Origin of the sequence: Streptomyces varsoviensis (genome assembly GCF_000718635.1) — a bacterium.
Lineage (GTDB): Bacteria > Actinomycetota > Actinomycetes > Streptomycetales > Streptomycetaceae > Streptomyces > Streptomyces varsoviensis.
Map to the genome: position 1 here is coordinate 106,716 of NZ_JOBF01000034.1, position 17,794 is coordinate 124,509.

The 17,794-nt window shown below is 70.9% G+C and carries 12 protein-coding genes and 7 tRNA genes; 11 read left to right on the top strand and 8 right to left on the bottom strand.

The features are described 5' to 3' along the window. Positions 1-47: 47 nt before the first annotated feature. The 3 genes from IF55_RS41025 to hrpA all read right to left on the bottom strand — a co-directional run bounded on the left by IF55_RS41025 (position 48) and on the right by hrpA (position 4,618). On the bottom strand, positions 48-179 hold the full coding sequence (locus tag IF55_RS41025; protein WP_245661605.1) for a DUF6274 family protein: 132 nt from the start codon (positions 177-179) through the stop codon (positions 48-50). A gap of 309 nt (positions 180-488) precedes the next feature. Then, positions 489-563: transfer RNA gene (locus IF55_RS33025), tRNA-Asp, on the bottom strand. Between the two features lie 77 nt (positions 564-640). Then, a complete protein-coding gene (gene hrpA / locus IF55_RS33030) occupies positions 641-4,618 on the bottom strand; it encodes an ATP-dependent RNA helicase HrpA (protein ID WP_030888924.1) in 3,978 nt (1,325 codons plus the stop codon). Positions 4,619-4,718: 100 nt separating this feature from the next. Between hrpA and IF55_RS33035 the strand changes: the two genes are divergently transcribed. Beyond that, positions 4,719-5,900: an ABC-2 transporter permease gene (locus IF55_RS33035; protein WP_078645664.1), complete on the top strand. Its 1,182-nt coding sequence runs from the start codon at positions 4,719-4,721 to the stop codon at positions 5,898-5,900. Positions 5,901-6,055: 155 nt separating this feature from the next. On the opposite strand, the gene IF55_RS33040 is transcribed toward IF55_RS33035, so the two are convergent. Continuing rightward, a tRNA-Phe gene (locus tag IF55_RS33040) sits at positions 6,056-6,129 on the bottom strand. A 4-nt stretch (positions 6,130-6,133) separates the two neighbouring features. Further along, positions 6,134-6,208: transfer RNA gene (locus IF55_RS33045), tRNA-Asp, on the bottom strand. Between the two features lie 152 nt (positions 6,209-6,360). On the opposite strand from IF55_RS33045, the gene IF55_RS33050 reads away from it, so the two are divergent. The 3 genes from IF55_RS33050 (at position 6,361) to IF55_RS33060 (ending at position 9,575) form a co-directional block, all read left to right on the top strand. Beyond that, positions 6,361-7,086, top strand: a complete 726-nt coding sequence (locus IF55_RS33050) for a TetR/AcrR family transcriptional regulator (protein ID WP_030888918.1) — start codon at positions 6,361-6,363, stop codon at positions 7,084-7,086. Between the two features lie 409 nt (positions 7,087-7,495). Beyond that, the gene (locus IF55_RS33055) at positions 7,496-9,097 is read left to right on the top strand and encodes an FAD-dependent monooxygenase (protein ID WP_048832967.1); all 1,602 of its coding nucleotides are present in this window, start codon (positions 7,496-7,498) and stop codon (positions 9,095-9,097) included. 16 nt (positions 9,098-9,113) lie between these two features. Further along, on the top strand, positions 9,114-9,575 hold the full coding sequence (locus IF55_RS33060; protein ID WP_030888912.1) for a nuclear transport factor 2 family protein: 462 nt from the start codon (positions 9,114-9,116) through the stop codon (positions 9,573-9,575). Between the two features lie 54 nt (positions 9,576-9,629). Here IF55_RS33060 and IF55_RS33065 read toward each other — a convergent pair. The 3 genes from IF55_RS33065 to IF55_RS33075 all read right to left on the bottom strand — a co-directional run bounded on the left by IF55_RS33065 (position 9,630) and on the right by IF55_RS33075 (position 10,123). Then, a tRNA-Phe gene (locus IF55_RS33065) sits at positions 9,630-9,703 on the bottom strand. A gap of 22 nt (positions 9,704-9,725) precedes the next feature. Continuing rightward, positions 9,726-9,800: transfer RNA gene (locus tag IF55_RS33070), tRNA-Asp, on the bottom strand. Positions 9,801-10,050: 250 nt separating this feature from the next. Then, positions 10,051-10,123, bottom strand: a tRNA-Glu gene (locus IF55_RS33075). Positions 10,124-10,357: 234 nt separating this feature from the next. Between IF55_RS33075 and IF55_RS33080 the strand changes: the two genes are divergently transcribed. From IF55_RS33080 to IF55_RS33110, 7 genes are all read left to right on the top strand, one after another. After that, positions 10,358-10,708 carry a metallopeptidase family protein gene (locus IF55_RS33080; protein ID WP_030888909.1) on the top strand — a complete coding sequence of 117 codons (351 nt, stop codon included), beginning with the start codon at positions 10,358-10,360 and terminating at the stop codon, positions 10,706-10,708. A 139-nt stretch (positions 10,709-10,847) separates the two neighbouring features. Then, a complete protein-coding gene (locus IF55_RS33085; RefSeq protein WP_157854524.1) occupies positions 10,848-11,483 on the top strand; it encodes a hypothetical protein in 636 nt (211 codons plus the stop codon). A 302-nt stretch (positions 11,484-11,785) separates the two neighbouring features. Then, a complete protein-coding gene (locus IF55_RS33090) occupies positions 11,786-14,086 on the top strand; it encodes a DEAD/DEAH box helicase (RefSeq protein ID WP_030888902.1) in 2,301 nt (766 codons plus the stop codon). 185 nt (positions 14,087-14,271) lie between these two features. Then, positions 14,272-14,344: transfer RNA gene (locus IF55_RS33095), tRNA-Lys, on the top strand. A gap of 332 nt (positions 14,345-14,676) precedes the next feature. Then, positions 14,677-15,558, top strand: coding sequence for a TauD/TfdA dioxygenase family protein (locus tag IF55_RS33100; RefSeq protein WP_157854522.1), 882 nt, complete (start codon positions 14,677-14,679; stop codon positions 15,556-15,558). Positions 15,559-15,625: 67 nt separating this feature from the next. After that, entirely contained in the window at positions 15,626-16,525 is a 900-nt protein-coding gene (locus IF55_RS33105; protein WP_030888896.1) for a radical SAM protein, read from the top strand. Continuing rightward, complete coding sequence (locus IF55_RS33110; protein ID WP_051776222.1) at positions 16,522-17,649, top strand: hypothetical protein; 1,128 nt, start codon at positions 16,522-16,524, stop codon at positions 17,647-17,649. Before IF55_RS33105 ends, IF55_RS33110 begins: the two co-directional genes overlap by 4 nt. Positions 17,650-17,794: the final 145 nt, after the last annotated feature.

The window sequence follows — 17,794 nt, forward strand, 5'->3', positions numbered from 1 at the left end:
GGTAATGAGACGCATGAGAACGCTCCCACGCATAGCCTTCCATCCGACTACGGCCGAACCGCCCGCCGTTGGTCACCGAGCCGGGGGGGGCAGTGCCTGGACAGATGGCGGTATCCCGACGCCGCCGACAGATGAGCGCGCAGCAGCGCCCTGGTCTCGTGCGGAGAAGTTCTCGTCATGGAGCGCGGCACCTCCTCCTGCCTGACTACCGGCGGACCATGCCGCCGTCAAGGGCCGCGGAAGAGCCACGGGCCGCCCCCGGTGACGCCGTGCCTCCAGGGGCGCGCCAGAAGGGCCGTACGGGCCTGTGCGGGCCGTTGATGATCTTGAGGCGGGGTGAGGCCGGTCACCGCCCCTCGGCGGTGCGTACGGACGCTCACGGCGCGCCCGCCCGCCCCGTGCGGCGGGGGAGGGCCGCGGCACACAAGGGCCGCGGCGCACAGCAGAAGGGCCCGCATCCGATCGGATGCGGGCCCTTCCATCGTGTGCGGTCCTGACGGGATTTGAACCCGCGGCCTCCACCTTGACAGGGTGGCGAGCACTCCAAACTGCTCCACAGGACCTTGCTTCGCCCCGCACTCTCGTGCGGCTGCGAAGCAAGACTCTACAGCAGCTCAGGGGGTGCGGTCGAACCAGTGGCTCAGGGGGCCGCCTCGTCGATCGCTTTGACGATCCGCTTGTCCGAAACCGGATAGGCCGTGCCCAGCGCGTGCGCGAAATAGCTCACCCGCAGCTCCTCGATCATCCAGCGGATGTCCAGCACCTGCTGCGGCACCGGCCGCCCCTTCGGCAACTGCTCCAGCAGCCACGCGTACTCGTCCTGCATCTCCTTGACCTTCTCCAGCCGGGCGCGGTCCCGCTGGGCGTTGGTGGGGAGCTGCTGGAGCCGGCGGTCGACGGCGACCAGGTAGCGCATCAGGTCGGGCAGCCGGCGGACGCCGTGGGCCGTGACGAAGCCCGGCTTGATGAGCTGGGCCAGTTGCTCCTTGATGTCGGTCAGCGACGGCAGGAGCACCGGCGACGTGGTGGCCTTCAGCCGGCGCTCGCACGCCTGCCAGGCCGCCAGCACCTCCTGCACCTTGCGGATCGCGTCCAGCGTCGCGTCGACGATGTCCGCCCGGACCGCGTCGAAGAGCTTGCGGAACGATTCCTCGTCCCAGGCGGGCCCGCCGCGCGCCGCGATCAGCCGGTCCGCGGCGGCGGACACGCAGTCCTCGAAGAGGGCCCCGATCGAGCCGTGCGGATTGCGCGACAGCGCGAGCTTCTGCTGGTTGTCCAGCTTGTCCTGGGCGAACTTCGCCGGGTTCGACGGCAGGTTCAGCAGGATCAGCCGGCGCGTGCCGCGCCACATGGCCTGCCGTTGCTCCGCCTCGGTGTCGAAGAGCTTCACCGCGACCGACGCGCCCTCGTCGACCAGCGCCGGATACGCCTTGACGGGCTGCCCGGCCCGCCGGGTCTCGAAGGTGCGGGGCAGCGTGCCCACCGTCCACGAGGTGAGCCCGGAGCGCTGCTCCGGCCCGCCGCCGGAGCCCTCGGCGGCCTGCTCGAAGGCCCTGGTGATGGCCGCCCGGGTCTTCGGCTTGAGGGCGAGGCGCAGCGCCTCGATGTCCTTCTCCTCGGCGATCTTGCGCCGGCGCTCGTCGACCACCCGGAACGTGATCTTCAGATGGTCCGGGACCCGGCCGAGATCGAAGTCGTCCGGCTCCACCCGCACGCCCACCATCCGCTGGAGCTCCCGCGCCAGCGTGGCCGTCAGCGGCTCCTGGAGCGGCACCGCGCGCTCCAGGAACGCCTTGGCGAAGTTCGGCGCCGGCACGTAATTGCGCCGGATCGGCTTGGGCAGCGACCGGATCAGCTCGGTGACCAGGTCCTCGCGCAGCCCCGGGATCTGCCAGTCGAAGCCCTCGGCGGAGACCTGGTTGAGGACCTGGAGCGGGATGTGGACGGTCACACCGTCGGCGTCCGCGCCCGGCTCGAACTGATAGGTCACCTTGAACTTCAGGCCGCCCTGCCGCCAGGTGTCCGGATAGTCGTCCTTGGTGACCTGCTCGGCGTTCTCGTTGATGAGCATGGAGTGCTCGAAATTGAGCAGCTCCGGCTCCTCGCGGCGTTTGCGCTTCCACCAGGAGTCGAAATGCGCCCCCGAGACGACATCGTCCGGCAGCCGCTCGTCGTAGAAGTCGAAGAGCGTCTCGTCGTCCACCAGGATGTCGCGGCGGCGGGCCCGGTGCTCCAGCTCCTCGACCTCGCCGAGCAGTTTGCGGTTGTCGTGGAAGAACTGGTGGTGCGTGCGCCAGTCGCCCTCGACGAGCGCATTGCGGATGAACAGGTCGCGGCTGGTCTCCGGGTCGATACGGCCGTAATTGACCTTCCGCTGCGCCACGATCGGCACGCCGTACAGCGTCACCCGCTCGTACGCCATCACCGCCGCCTGCTTCTGCTCCCAGTGCGGCTCGCTGTACGTGCGTTTGACCAGGTGCTGGGCGAGCGGTTCGACCCATTCCGGCTCGATCTTCGCGTTGACCCGCGCCCACAGCCGCGAGGTCTCCACCAGCTCCGCCGACATGATCCACCGCGGCGGCTTCTTGAACAGCGCCGACCCCGGGAACACCGCGAATTTGGCGCTGCGCGCGCCCAGGTACTCGTTCTTCTCCGCCTCTTTCAGGCCGAGGTGGGAGAGCAGCCCGGAAAGGAGCGCCGTATGGACCCGGTCCGGGGCGGCGTCCTCCTCGGAGAGGTGGATGCCCATCGTCTTGGCGACCGTACGCAACTGGCTGTAGATGTCCTGCCACTCGCGTATCCGCAGATAGTTCAGGAATTCACTGCGGCACATGCGCCGGAACGCGGACGACGACAGCGCTTTCTGTTGCTCGCGCACATAGCGCCACAGATTCAGGAAGGCGAGGAAATCGCTGCTCTCGTCCTTGAACCGGGCGTGCTGCTGGTCGGCCTGCGCCTGCTTGTCGGAGGGGCGCTCGCGGGGGTCCTGGATGGAGAGCGCCGCGGCGATCACCATGACCTCGCGGACGCAGCCGTTCCGGTCGGCCTCCAGGACCATCCGGGCGAGCCGCGGGTCCACCGGGAGCTGAGAAAGCTTGCGGCCCATCGGGGTGAGCCGCTTCTTGACGTCCTTCTGCTTCGGGTCGATCGCGCCCAGCTCGACCAGCAGGTCCACGCCGTCCTTGATGTTGCGGCGGTCCGGCGGGTCGATGAAGGGGAACTTCTCGATGTCCCCGAGCCCCGCCGCGGTCATCTGGAGGATCACGGAGGCCAGGTTCGTACGGAGGATCTCCGCGTCTGTGAACTCCGGGCGGGAGAGGAAGTCGTCCTCGGAGTAGAGGCGGATGCAGATGCCGTCGCTCGTCCGGCCGCAGCGGCCCTTGCGCTGATTGGCGCTGGCCTGCGAGACCGGCTCGATCGGCAGCCGCTGCACCTTGGTGCGGTGGCTGTAGCGGGAGATGCGGGCCGAGCCCGGGTCGATCACGTACCGGATGCCCGGCACGGTCAGGGAGGTCTCGGCGACGTTGGTCGCCAGAACGATTCTCCGCCCCTGGTGGCGCTGGAAGACCCGGTGCTGCTCGGCGTGCGAGAGGCGCGCGTACAGCGGCAGGATCTCGGTGGATCTGAGCTTCTTCTTCTCCAGGGCGTCCGCGGTGTCGCGGATCTCGCGCTCACCGGAGAGGAAGACCAGGATGTCGCCGAAGCCGTCGCCCTCGCGCTGCAATTCGTCCACGGCGTCGCAGATCGCGGTGATCTGGTCCCGGTCGCTGTCCTCGGACCCCTCCTCCAGCAGCGGCCGGTAGCGCACCTCCACCGGGTACGTACGCCCGCTGACCTCCACGATCGGCGCGCTCTTCGCGTCCCCGCCGTCGCCGGCCACGGACGCGAAGCTCCCGAAGTGCCGGGCGAAGCGCTCCGGGTCGATGGTCGCCGAGGTGATGACGACCTTCAGGTCCGGGCGGCGCGGCAGCAGTTGGGCCAGATAGCCGAGGATGAAGTCGATGTTGAGGCTGCGCTCGTGCGCCTCGTCGATGATGATCGTGTCGTACTGGCGCAGCTCGCGGTCGGTCTGGATCTCCGCGAGCAGGATGCCGTCCGTCATCAGCTTCACGAGCGTGTCGGCGCCCACCTGGTCGGTGAAGCGGACCTTCCAGCCGACGGTCTCGCCCAGCGGGGTGCCCAGCTCCTCGGCGACGCGCTCGGCGACCGTACGGGCCGCGATCCGGCGCGGCTGGGTGTGCCCGATCAGCCCCTTGACGCCGCGGCCCAGCTCCAGGCAGATCTTGGGGATCTGGGTGGTCTTGCCGGAGCCGGTCTCACCGGCGACGATCACCACCTGGTTGTCCCGGATGGCCGCCAGGATCTCGTCCTTCTTCTGGCTGACCGGCAACTGCTCGGGGTAGCTGATCTTCGGCACGGCCTCGCGGCGGGCGGCCACCCGCAGCTCGGCCGCGTCGACGTCGGCCGCGATCTCGGCCAGTACGGCCGAACGGGCCTCGGGTCTGCGGATGCGGCGCGCGCCGTCGAGCCGGCGGCCCAGCCGCTGCTGATCGCGCAGCATCAGGTCGGGGAGCCGCTCCAGGAGGGCGGGCAGGGCGGGGGCAGGCTGACTGGACATACGTCCTCCAGGATCTCACCTCCCGGAAAAGACTGGCGAACCATTTGTGGGCCGCGAACCCAACCGAGAATGTCCCCTATAGGTGCTTTAGCGTGGCCTTATGGATGATCAACAGGACGACCAGGAGCCTCATACGCACGGCGAGAACCCCACGCACGGCGACCCCCACGCCCCCGGCGACACTCCTGCGCACGACGCCCCCCACACCCCCGGCGAGCCCCACCCGCACGGCGCCCACGGCAGGCCGCCCAGCAAGGCCGAGCGGTGGACGGCCTTCAAGAACTCGCCGTTCCTGCCCGCGACGGTGCTGCTGTTGATCCTCGCCGCCGCGGCCGGGCTCTTCGCGGGCTCGTACACCTACACGATGGCCAACCCCACCCCGCACCACATCCCCACCGCCGTCGTCGGCGGCAACGACTCCCCGCGCGGCAAGGCGTTCATCGGCGGCATGGAGAAGGCCCTCAACGCCTCGCTGAAGCTGCACGACTACCGGACGTACGACCAGGCCCGACGCGCCATCGACGAGCAGCAGGTCTTCGCCGTCCTCGACGTCGTCGACGGACACGTGCGGATGGACGTCTCGGGCGCCTCCGGGGCCACCGTCGCCCAGGTGCTGACCCAGGCCGCGCCGAAGGTCGGCAAGGCGGTCGGGGTGCCGGTGACCGTCAAGGACATCAAACCGCTCCAGGACGGCGACCCGCGCGGCCTCGCCCTCTTCTACATCTCACTGGCCGCCGTCATCATCGGCTTCGTCGGGGCCATTCAGCTCAGCGTGCACGCCAGAGGGCTGAACCCGGCCGAGCGGGTGGCCTTCACCGCCGCGTACGCGCTGCTCGGCGGCTTCGCCATCGCCGCGGTCGTGGACTGGCTGCTGGGCGCGCTGGACCTGCCGTTCGTGGAGTCCTGGCTGATCCTGGCCTTCACGATGTTCACGTCGGGCATGGTCTTCACGATGTTCAACACCCTCATCGGCCGCTGGGCGATGATCCCCACCTGGGGCGTGATGGTGCTGCTCGGCAACCCGTCCTCGGGCGGCGCCGTGTCCTGGCCGCTGCTGCCGTCCGTACTCGGCGAGATCGGCCGCTGGCTGCCGCCGGGCGCCTCCGTGAACGCGCAGCACACCGCGGTCTACTTCGGCGGCTACCAGCACGCGTTCCCGTTCGTGGTGCTGGCCGCCTGGGCCGTCGTGGCCACCACGGTCTTCTGGATCTGGCGCCACCGCCACCCGGGCGGCCGGCCCGCCATACGCTCGCGCACCCACGCCGCGGCCCCGTCCGGCTGAGCCGTTACGGGCCCCATGGGCCGTACGGGCTCGGCGGCGCCGGGTACGGCCCGGGGCACCGGCCGTACGGGCTCGGGCGGGGCCGGTACGGCCCGGGGCGCCCGTACAACGCGACAGGCCCCGATCCGGGGGATCGGGGCCTGTGCCACAGGGTGTGGCTGGGGCCGGGGTCGAACCGGCGACCTATCGCTTTTCAGGCGATCGCTCGTACCAACTGAGCTACCCAGCCGCAGCGGTCCTGACGGGATTTGAACCCGCGGCCTCCACCTTGACAGGGTGGCGAGCACTCCAAACTGCTCCACAGGACCTCGCCCGGTGCGAAACCGGCGTGGACCAGTCTCGCACACGGTGCGGTGTGCTCTCGCAACGGGATTCGAACCCGCCGTCGCTACCTCGCTGACCTGAGGGGATGCCGGAGCGGGCGGGATGTATTCGAACATGCGCGCCTCCCTGCACGAACATGTTCGCTACGATGGGCGTCGTGGGTGTGAGAAAAGAGCCGGTCAGTCGCCGGGAGCGGCCGGCCAAGCCTGCCCTGTCCCGGCGCGGCATCGTGGACACGGTCGTGCGGATCATGCGGGCCGAGGGGCTGGAGAAGGTCACGATGCGTCGCCTGGCGCAGGAGCTGGACACCGGCCCGGCCTCGCTCTACGTGTACGTCGCCAACACCGCCGAGCTGCACGCGGCCGTCCTCGACGCCCTGCTCGGCGAGGTCGACCTGAGCGGCCGGGAGGGCAGCCAGGACGGGGAGGACTGGCGCGGCCAGCTCCGCGCCGTCATGACGTCCTACACCTTGATGCTCTTCGAGCACCCGCAGCTCGCCCGGTCGGCGCTCGTCGCCCGGCCGAGCGGTGAGAACTACCTGCGGCTGGTGGAGCGCGTCCTCGACCTCCTCTCCCGCAGCGGGGCCGGCCGCGAGCAGGTCGCCTGGGGGGTGGACAAGCTCCTCCAGGACGCGACGGCCACCGCCGCCGAGCAGGCGACGCGCGAGCACGAACCCGGCTCGGAAGACGACTGGAGCGCGGCCGTCGGCGCGCTGCGCGCTGTGGACGAGACGGCCTATCCGGCGATCAGCGCGCACCTGCCGCACCTGGTCAGCGGCACGGCCGAGGACCGGATGCGCTGGAGCTTCGACGTGCTCGTCAACGGCATCACGGGCACCCCTCTGCCCGGCCGGGCCGACTGAGCCCGCGGGCCCGCCCGCCGGCGCGCGCCGGCGGGCGGGCCCGCGCCCCCTTGTGCGCCGGGTCCCCTCGCGGCCCGCCGCGCACTCTCTGTTGCCGAATGCACTCGCCTGGCTGAAAGTGGCCTATGTGGCCGCTTCCCGGTCGGTCGCTTCTCCGCTCGCTCCGACCCCGCGCCCCGGACTCCGCTATTCCGAACACGCTCGTTCCGACCTTGCTCGTAACGAACTTGTTCGTTACGCTGAACGGACCGTTAGCCGGCAGGAGCCTTCGGGAACACCTGGCCCGCGGGCCGGTCCCGCGCCGGATACGCGCTTTCGGTGCTGGTCAGCGGCGTCTTCGGCGCGGCACGGCCGTAGGCCGAACCGACATGGAGGCGCGCACCCTTCACTACGCGCAAAGGAGTAGGTCATGAACGAGAACACTCATGTCGCCGACGACGCGACTACCGAATCGGCGCCCGTACTGATCGTCGGCGGCAGCCTGGTAGGGCTGTCCACCGCGGTCTTCCTGAGCTGGCACGGCGTTCCGGTCGTCCTGATCGACAAGCACCGCGGCAGCTCCCCGCACCCGCGTGCGATCGGCTTCACCACCCGCACGGTCGAGCACTTCCGGCAGACGGGGGTCGAGGTGCCGCCGTCGCAGCAGGGCATGAAGCCGCCGCGGCGGGCGCGGGTGGAGAGCCTGACCGGTACCTGGCTGGAGGAGTACCCGTGGACACCGGGCGGCAAGGGCGCCTACGGCGCCGAGGCGTCCCCGGTGCACGCGATCGCGATCACCCAGGACCGGCTCGAACCCCTCCTGCGCGAGCGGTCGGCCGAGCTGGGCGCGGACCTGCGGCTGGGCACCGAACTGGTCGGCTTCGTCCAGGACGCCGACGGCGTGACGGCGACACTGCGCCGCCGCGACGACGGCCACGAGTACCGCCTGCGCGCCCAGTACGTGGTGGCAGCGGACGGCGCGACCAGCGCCATGCGTGAGGAGCTGGGCATCGGCCGGCACGGGGCGGGGCCGCTGTCGGTGCAGCGCAGCATCCTCTTCCGCGCGCCCCTGGACGAGTACCTGCAGCACGGCGTGGTCCAGTTCGAGATCGAGCAGCCGGACCTGAAGGCGTTCCTCACCACCTACTCCGACGGGCGGTGGGTGCTGATGCTCAGTGATGACATCGAGCGCGACGCCGACGAGCAGCGGCGGGTGGTGCAGCAGGCGGTCGGCCGTACCGACATTCCCATCGAATTGGTGACCACCGGCCGCTGGGACCTGGCCGGCCTGATCGCCGACCGCTTCTCCGACGGCCGGGTGTTCCTCGTCGGCGACGCCGCCCACCAGTTGCCGCCCAACCGCGGCGGTTTCGGCGCCAACACCGGCATCGACGACGCGCACAACCTGGCCTGGAAGCTGGCCGCCGTGCTGGCCGGGAAGTCCGAGCCCCGGCTCCTGGACACCTACGACGCCGAACGCCGGCCCGTGGCGGACCTGCGCCACGACCAACTGTTCGCGCGCGCCGACTACAAGGCCTACCTGACGGCCCCCAAGTCCGACGTGCCGGTGCTCGACGACGCGGCCGTCGAACTCGGCCAGCTCTACCGCTCGGCCGCGGTGCTGGGCGCGGACGCCGACCTGCCGCCCGCGCGGCGACCGGAGGAGTGGGCCGGCCAGCCCGGCACCCGGGCCCCGCACGTGTGGATCACCGTCGACGGCGAGGAGCGCTCGACGCTGGACCTGTTCCGGCGCGACTGGGTGCTGCTGTCCGAGGACGACCGCTGGGCCGCCGCCGCCACCCGTGCCGCCGAGCGGTCGGGTGTCCCCGTCACGTTCGTGCACATCGGCGCCGACGCGAAGCCGGTGGACCCCGACGCCTTCCGTACCGCCTACGGACTCGAAGCCACCGGGGCCGCCCTGGTCCGGCCCGACGGATACCTCGCCTGGCGCACCACCACCGCCCCGACCGACCCCGCCCAGGCGCTCGACACCGCGTTGAACGCTGCCGCGGCACCCACCCACACCAACTAGCAAGGGAGTCCTGATCATGACCGCCACCACGCTTGAGGAGCGCATCCTCCGCCTCGAAGACCTCGAAGCGATCCGTGACCTGACCGCCCGCTACGCCGACGCGATCAACAAGGGCTGGAACGGCAAGACCGTCGACCCCGACGCGATCCCGCACATCTTCACGGCCGACGCCCGCTGGGAGAACTTCGACGGCGAGGTGACCCACGGCGCGGACGCGATCGCGGCCGAACTGCCCAAGGCCACCGCCGTCGTCCAGTTCTCCATGCACACCTTCCTCAACCCGGTCATCACCGTCGACGGCGACACCGCCACCGGGAACTGGCTGATGTGGGTCGGCTCCGTCATGGGCGACAGCCCCCGCTCGGTCTACATGAGCGCCGACATGACCTACACCCGCACCGACGAGGGCTGGCGCATCCAGAGCGTGCTCATAGGCTTCGGAACCATGGTCCGCGGCAGCAACGGCGGCCCCGCCTGACGACCCTGTCGAGCATGAAAGAAGGCCCCAATCCTGGGATTGGGGCCTTCGCTGTGGCTGGGGCCGGGGTCGAACCGGCGACCTATCGCTTTTCAGGCGATCGCTCGTACCAACTGAGCTACCCAGCCGCTGAAGTTCACGGAACTTCAGCGGTCCTGACGGGATTTGAACCCGCGGCCTCCACCTTGACAGGGTGGCGAGCACTCCAAACTGCTCCACAGGACCTTGCGCGCGTCACGTATCCAACTGAGAAGTACGTGATGTCGGGGGTGGTTCCGGCGCTGGCGCTTGAACCGGATACCGACTATACCCGACGGAGGCCGACGGACTGAAATGACTGCCTTGCCCGCCTCGTCCGCAGCGGGCGACGGTCGTGGGGACCGACCGCGCTGACATGGTGCTGACGTTATAGACATAGAGACGCAAAAAAATCCCCCCGGCCGACGTTTCCGCCGGTCAGGGGGGGTAAGCACTGTGCCCCCAACGGGATTCGAACCCGTGCTACCGCCTTGAAAGGGCGGCGTCCTGGGCCACTAGACGATGAGGGCTGATGGCCCGCCTGGGCGCTTCGCAGCGCGTCGGGGACGTGAGAAGCATATGGGATGCGGGGAGGTATCGCCAAAACGGTTTCCCGAAGAGCTGCAAATGGGGTCCGCGGGGCCGATGGGGGCCGGTGGGGGCCACCGGGCGAGGGGCGCGTCCCTGGGTATGGGCGGGTCCGGTCGCATCCGGAGGGGCGGTCCGCCCGGCGCGGTGCGGGGGCGTCGCGGACAATGGCGGGTGTGCTGGAGATGACGCGCGAGGAGTTCGAGGAACTGGTCGCCGAGGCGCTCGACCGGATTCCGCCGGAGCTGACGCGGCTGATGGACAACGTCGCGGTGTTCGTGGAGGACGAGCCGCCCGCGGACGACCCGGAGCTGCTCGGGCTCTACGAGGGGACGCCGCTGACCGAGCGCGGCGAGTGGTACGCGGGCGTGCTCCCGGACCGCATCACGATCTACCGGGGGCCGACGCTGCGGATGTGCGCGTCCCGCGAAGAGGTCGTCGCGGAGACGGAGGTGACGGTCGTTCACGAGATCGCCCACCACTTCGGGATCGACGACGAGCGGCTGCACGCGCTCGGCTACGGGTGACGCGGGCGGCCGGCCGCGGCCGGCGGGTGGGGTGGCGGGGCCGGGCGAACCGCGCCGGGCACGCGCGGGCCGCGTGTCCTGCGCGGGGGGAGGCCAGTTGGGCAGGGGGCCCGTGCTCCGCGACCCGAAGGTGGTCCCCATGCCCATGCGCGCGACGTCCTCGCCCGTGTCCCCGGTACCCGTCGCCCTCGTCCGCGCCGCGGCCGTAGCCGTCGCGGCCGTGGCGCTCGGCGGCTGCATGAGCGTGAGCGACCCCGCGAAGCCCGCACCGGCCAAGTCGGCCGGCCACCGGGGCGGCGGGCCGCAGCCCGACGGCGGCGTGGAGAAGAGCGACGGCAAGGCGCCCGCGGGCACCGGCGCGGGCGCGAAGGCGGTGAAGGGCGGCAAGAGCCAGCGGCCCGAGGGGCGTGACGGCGAGCCGGAGCCGGAGGGGGACGAGAAGGGATCGGCGACCCCGGCCAACGCCTCGTCCTCCGCCTCCGCCGACGCCCGCGACCCCAAGCCGGGCAAGCGCCCGGAGCGGCCGGGCCGGCCGGGCACCCGGCCCAAGCCGTCGCCGGGGCGGCCCGGCCCGCCGGCCACGCCGGGCGACCCCTCGCGCCCGGGCTCGGGGCACGGTCCGGGCCCGGGGCAGCACCCGACGCCCTCGGACCCGGTCGAGCCGACCCCGCAGCCCACCGTCTCGCAGCCGCCCGCGTCCCCGACGACCTCCTCGGCGGCGTCCGCGCCGCAGCGCACGCCGCTGGTCTCGCCGCAGGCCGGTCCGGTGGCGTAGCGACCGTACGACGGGGGCCGTACGGGAGGGTCGTACGGAGGGCGGTACGCGGGGGCCGTACGGGAGGGCGTACGGCCGCGCGCGGGGCCCGGGGGGCGGTGGTTCGGGGGGCGACTTGCGTGGCGCGGGGTGGGGTGCGTATGGTGGTAGATCGTTTGATCCCATTTGCCCGGCGCCGAACCGAAGCGCGCCGCGTGGCGCGTTCCTTACCTTGCCGTGGCTGACCGCATTGAGGCGGTTATTTGTGAAGCCGACACGGAGCTTGGGCGCGTGCCGAGACTCCGGAAGGTTTCGCATTTCGCATGTCCATTTCCAGCACAGCCGTCTCCGCCGACACCGTCGACACCGCAGTGAACACCGAGAGTGTTGACAGCGCCGTGGCCAACGGCGTCGAGACCGCTGACATCACCGAGAACCCCCAGCTCGCCGACGACACAGCGGACGCCTCCGGCTCCGAGGGCGGCGCCGGCGAGCCGGCCGTCACCTTCGCCGACCTCGGACTCAACGAGCACATCGTCCGCAAGCTCGCGCAGAACGGCGTCACCACGCCGTTCCCGATCCAGGCCGCGACCATCCCGGACGCCCTGTCCGGCAAGGACATCCTCGGCCGCGGCCGTACGGGCTCCGGCAAGACCCTCTCCTTCGGCCTGCCGCTGCTGACCCAGCTCGCCGGCGGCCACACCGAGAAGAAGCGCCCCCGCGGCCTGATCCTCACCCCGACCCGCGAGCTGGCCATGCAGGTCGCCGACGCGCTCCAGCCGTACGGCGACGTGCTCGGCCTCAAGATGAAGGTCGTCTGCGGCGGCACCTCGATGGGCAACCAGATCTACGCCCTGGAGCGCGGCGTCGATATCCTCGTCGCCACCCCCGGCCGGCTGCGGGACATCATCAACCGCGGCGCCGCCTCCCTCGACAAGGTCGAGGTGGCCGTACTCGACGAGGCCGACCAGATGTCCGACCTGGGCTTCCTGCCCGAGGTCACCGAGCTGCTCGACCTGGTGCCCAGCGACGGCCAGCGGATGCTGTTCTCCGCCACGATGGAGAACGAGATCGGCACCCTGGTCAAGCGGTACCTGACCGACCCGGTCAGCCACGAGGTCGACGCCGCCCAGGGCGCCGTCACCACCATGAGCCACCACGTGCTCGTCGTGAAGCCGAAGGACAAGGCGCCGGTCACCGCCGCCATCGCCGCCCGCAAGGGCCGCACGATCATCTTCGTGCGGACCCAGCTCGGCGCGGACCGCATCGCGGAGCAGCTCATCGAGTCCGGCGTGCGCGCGGACGCGCTGCACGGCGGCATGACGCAGGGCGCGCGCACCCGGACGCTGGCGGACTTCAAGGACGGTTACGTCAACGTCCTCGTCGCCACCGACGTCGCCGCCCGCGGCATCCACGTCGACGGCATCGACCTGGTGCTCAACGTCGACCCGGCCGGCGACCACAAGGACTACCTGCACCGCTCCGGCCGTACGGCCCGCGCGGGCCAGTCCGGCACCGTCGTCTCGCTCGCCCTGCCGCACCAGCGCAAGCAGATCTTCCGGCTGATGGAGGACGCGGGCGTGGACGCCTCGCGCCACATCGTCGGCGGCGCCGGCGCGTTCGACGACGAGGTCGCCCAGATCACCGGCGCCCGCTCGCTGACCGAGGTGCAGGCGGACTCCGCGAACAACGCCGCCAAGCAGGCCGAGCGCGAGGCCCAGGACCTCGGCCGGCAGCTTGAGCGGGTGCAGCGCCGGGCGGCCGAGTTGCGCGAGGAGGCGGACCGGCTGCTGGCGCGCTCCGCCCGCGAGCGCGGCGAGGACCCGGAGGCGGCCGTCGCCGCCGCCGCCGAGGCCGCCGCCACCGAGAAGGCCCAGGAGCAGGCCGCCGCCGCGTCGGTGCCCGCCCAGGCGCACGAGCGCCGCGACGAGCGGGGCAACTTCGAGCGCCGTGACGACCGCCGTGACGACCGGCGGGACGACCGCCGCGATGACCGGGGTGGGCGTTCCTACGACCGTTCGTACGAGCGCCGTGATGAGCGCTCGGGTGGTTTCAACCGTGGTGGGGACCGGGATCGTCCGGGCCGTTCCTTCGGTCGTGACGAGCGTCCGTCGTCGGGTGGTTTCCGTTCCGGTGACCGTCGGGACGACCGTGGCGGCCGTTCGTACGAGCGCCGTGACGAGCGCTCGGGTGGTTTCAACCGTGGTGGGGACCGGGATCGTCCGGGCCGTTCCTTCGGTCGTGACGACCGTCCGTCGTCGGGTGGTTTCCGTTCCAGTGACCGCCGGGACGACCGTGGCGGCCGTTCGTACGAGCGCCGTGATGAGCGCTCGGGTGGTTTCAACCGTGGTGGGGACCGGGATCGTCCGGGCCGTTCCTTCGGCCGTGACGACCGTCCGTCCTCCGGCGGCTACCGTCGCGACGACCGCCCGTCCGGCGGCTTCCGCTCCGGCGGCGACCGTCCGTACAACCGCGACCGCCGCGACGAGCGCCCCTCCTCGGGCGGCGGCTACCGCTCCGGCGGCGACCGCCCCCAGGGCCGCACCTCCGGCCACCGCGGCGCCACCAGCACCGGCTCCTTCGGCCGCCGCGACGACAAGCCGCGCTGGAAGCGCAACGGCTGACATCTGACATGACCGGCTGACCGCCAGGGCCCGTACGACACCCAAGTGCCGTACGGGCCCTGCGCGTTGCCCCGCCACGGCCCGCCCGCGAACCCCGCGCGAACCGTCCGTGACGGGCTCCCCGCACCGGCTCGCGGGGATACGACTCGGGACTCGGCGCGTCGCCGGGCTATGCTGCGGGGTGCGGGCCATTAGCTCAATTGGCAGAGCAGTGGACTTTTAATCCATTGGTTCAGGGTTCGAGCCCCTGATGGCCCACCGTTCACCGGTCGGGGAGACCTCCTCCGGCCCGCGCGACAGCGCCCCGCCGGCTCTCGGGTCGGCCGGGGCGCTGTCGCGTTTCTGCTCGTGCGTGAGCGGCGCGCTCGTGCGTGAGAGACGCACTCCCGCAGCCGGGCCCGGAGGCGGTCATCTCCGGGCGCGAGCGTTCTGTTTCTTGCTGCTTCCTGACGGTTTCCGTGCTTCCGCGGAAGGTTTTCCACCAATTGGCGTCGTATGCGGGGCCCCCTCTCCCGGCGTCGCTACCTACTGTGCTTGCATCGTCACGCAACGTGCCCCCTGGATCGCCTCGCGGAAAATCTAGGATGATCATGGAACTGAATACCCTTCACCCTCGGTTCGGTCGTGAGATCACCGGGTTCGATGTACGTTCCCTCGACGCCGAATCCCTTCATGTGATCCGCGTCGAACTGGCGCGGTCCGGAGTCCTGGTGTTCCGGGACCAAGTGCTGGACGACGACGCGCTGGAGCGCGTGAGCAGACAAATCGGCGACGGGCGGCTGGAAGAGCCGGCGCGCACCTGGTCGCACGCGCCCTCCACCCGTTTCGTCAGTTACCTCACCGGATTCCAGGACGCGTCGGGAAAACCGATCGGCGTGGCCGACAATCACACGGACTACTGGCATTCCGACCAGGAATTCCGCCGCGACCCGGCCACCTTGGCCTCGCTGTACTGCCTGGTCCCGCCGACGCGCGGCGGCGCGACGAGCTTCGCCACGACGGCCGTGGACCGGCTCGCCCTCCCGGCCGACCTCGTCGAGCGGATCCGCCCGCTGTGGTCCACCCGGCGGCCGGCGCCCACGCACGACAACGTGGAGCACGTCGAGGTGTCGCACCCCGTGCTCCTGACCTCTCCCCGGGGGGAGGGCGAGTACGTCTACGTCAGCGAGAACACGGAACGGTTCATCGGCGCGCCCGGCGAAGAAGCCGGCGAGTTCGCGGGAGCCGACGGAGCCGACGGAGCAGACGACCTGCTGAAGGCCGAACTGCTGCGGTACTGCCTGAGCGAGCAGAACATCTACGCCCACGAATGGCGGATGGGCGACTTCGTCGTCTACGACAACGCTCAAGTTCTCCACCGACGGGAGGATTTCGAGGGAATGCGCTGGCTGAAAGGGACGAAGATTTTCGCCCCTCAGGATTATTTCTCGGTGCCCGCCGGAGAAGTCGTGGGTGTGTCGGCCCCCGCGTAATGGTAAATGGTCCGGCGGAGACGCGGAGCCGGTGCCGCATGACGGAAATCGAGGAGAGCGGAAGCGCATGAAAATCGCTGAAAAGAAGACGTCGGCCGATGGCAGCGTCAAGTACCTGTGGCAGGTCCCCAGTTCCGGGAGCACCGTCGAGAGCATCTATTACCAGCTCGGCGACGAACCGCACACCTGCATCTCCACGGAGGCCGGCTGCAACGTCGGGTGCGTCTTCTGCGAGACCGGGAAGCAGCGCAACCTCGGCGATCTCACCAGCCAGGAGATCTACGACCAGGTGGCGCTGACCGCCGCCGACCTGCCCGACGGGGTGCCGGGCGGCAGGTTCACCAAGGTCGTCGTGGCCGGCATGGGCGAACCGCTGCTCAACTTCGACAATCTGCGGGATGCCGCGATCCGGCTGCTGGCGGACGGGCTCACCGAGCAGGTGACGGTGACGACCTCCGGCATCGTCCCCCAGATGCGCCGGCTGCCCAGCATGCCGATCAGCCTGCTGAGCGTCTCCCTGCACGCCACGACCAACGAGGTGCGCACCCGGCTGATCCCGACGAACAAGACGTACTCACTGGAGGACGTGGTGGCCGCCGCCCGGGAGTACCGGCTGGCCTCCGGGGTCCCGGTCATCATGAACTACCTGCTGTTCGACGGCGTCAACGACACCGACGCCGACCTGGACCGGCTGGTGGCGCTCCTGGACCGCGACGTGTTCTCGGTCAAGCTCAAGTCGTGGAACGAGGTGCCGGACGCCGGCCTGATCCCGTCGCCGTCCGCCCGGTACGAGCACTTCCGCGACGGCCTGGACGCCGCCGGGTTCGATGTGAGCATCTGCGTGAGCGCGGGTGTGGACGTGGGCGGGGGCTGCGGACAACTGCGCAGCGTCCACCGTGAGATGAAGCGGGCGCGGCGGACGTTCGTCGGCACGCCGTCGGCCGCCGACGCCAGGAGCGACGTATGACCGCCGCGAGCGCCGAGACGGTGGCCGGGAGACTGGCGGAGCTCACGGAGGGGAGCGACGAGGCGGCGCAGCGGCTGCGGCGGCTGGCGGCGGGCGCGTACCAGCCCTACGGCAAGGGGGCCTCGCTGAAGATTCCGGAAGGGGGCCGCATCCGGGCGGGCCGCGCGGGCGGGCTGCCCTTCGATTCGCTCACCACCGACCTCATGCTGGGCTGCCTGCCGGCCGCGCAGGTCTGCTACGGCAGTTGCTTCGCCGCCAAGGGGGCCTTCGAGTCCGGGTACGACTTCGGGACCCGGGTGCCCAATGTGCTGGACGAGGAGGTGTTCCGCGCCGACCTGGCGGCGATCCCGGCCGGCCAGGGCTATCTCCGCAACGGCTGGAACAGCGACGCCTCATGGGACTGGCCGAAGGCCGTACGGCTGACCGAGCTGATCCGCGAATCGGGCCACCACACGGTCTTCATCACCAAGATGTTCAAGGCGCTGTCCGACGACGACGCCGCGGCCCTGGCCGGTCTCGGCGCGGAATTGCGCATCTCCGTCAGCGCCTTCGACAGCAGACCGCAACTGCGGATGAGGATGACGGCGGCCGAGCAGTACCGCGGCCTGGGCGGGGTGGCCGTGCCGACCATCATGACGGCCGCGTTCCGCGACGCGGCACTGGCCCGCAGGCAGGACCGCATCGTGGAGTATTTCCGCGAGCGGGACTTCCCGATGGGGGAGAACAGCCTGCGCTTCGTGCCGGGCTCCCCGGTCCTCGACGCCATCGACCTCGACGCCTGCCGCCCCACGGCGGACACCAGGGACCTGTGGAGCGGCCGGATGTACGCCGATCTGCGCGTGCCGACCCTGACCTGCGTCCCGGCGCGGTACAGGGGGTTGCGGAGCCCCTACCTGTCGAAGAACGACCCCGAGTTCCTCGCGTCGCTCTGGAACGAGTCCGTGCCCCTGCACGCCGACGTGCTGGCCGCCGCGGAGCGGCCCAAGCCGCGGCAGTGCGGCGTCGCCCTCGACTGGGACCGCACGACCACACCCGGGCCGGTTGACGGCGAGCGTTCGGTCGCGGCGAGCGACGCCGCTGTCCCCGCGAGCGACGCCGCTGTCCCGGCGGGGGGCGCGCCGTGACGCACGCGATGAGTACGCCCCCTGCCGCGGCCGCCGCGCGGTCGGCGGGGCCCGCGGAGCCCGGCCCCGGGCCCGTAGCCGGCACGGGCGCCGCAGCGGGGCCCGTAGCCGGAGACGCGGCGCGGTCGGCGGGGCTTCGCGTGAC

Coding starts and splice junctions, on each gene's coding strand:
- IF55_RS41025 (WP_245661605.1), bottom strand. CDS start 179: ATGACGAGAACTTCTCCGCACGAGACCAGGGCGCTGCTGCGCGCTCAT.
- hrpA (WP_030888924.1), bottom strand. CDS start 4,618: ATGTCCAGTCAGCCTGCCCCCGCCCTGCCCGCCCTCCTGGAGCGGCTC.
- IF55_RS33035 (WP_078645664.1), top strand. CDS start 4,719: ATGGATGATCAACAGGACGACCAGGAGCCTCATACGCACGGCGAGAAC.
- IF55_RS33050 (WP_030888918.1), top strand. CDS start 6,361: ATGTTCGCTACGATGGGCGTCGTGGGTGTGAGAAAAGAGCCGGTCAGT.
- IF55_RS33055 (WP_048832967.1), top strand. CDS start 7,496: ATGAACGAGAACACTCATGTCGCCGACGACGCGACTACCGAATCGGCG.
- IF55_RS33060 (WP_030888912.1), top strand. CDS start 9,114: ATGACCGCCACCACGCTTGAGGAGCGCATCCTCCGCCTCGAAGACCTC.
- IF55_RS33085 (WP_157854524.1), top strand. CDS start 10,848: ATGCCCATGCGCGCGACGTCCTCGCCCGTGTCCCCGGTACCCGTCGCC.
- IF55_RS33090 (WP_030888902.1), top strand. CDS start 11,786: ATGTCCATTTCCAGCACAGCCGTCTCCGCCGACACCGTCGACACCGCA.
- IF55_RS33100 (WP_157854522.1), top strand. CDS start 14,677: ATGGAACTGAATACCCTTCACCCTCGGTTCGGTCGTGAGATCACCGGG.
- IF55_RS33105 (WP_030888896.1), top strand. CDS start 15,626: ATGAAAATCGCTGAAAAGAAGACGTCGGCCGATGGCAGCGTCAAGTAC.
- IF55_RS33110 (WP_051776222.1), top strand. CDS start 16,522: ATGACCGCCGCGAGCGCCGAGACGGTGGCCGGGAGACTGGCGGAGCTC.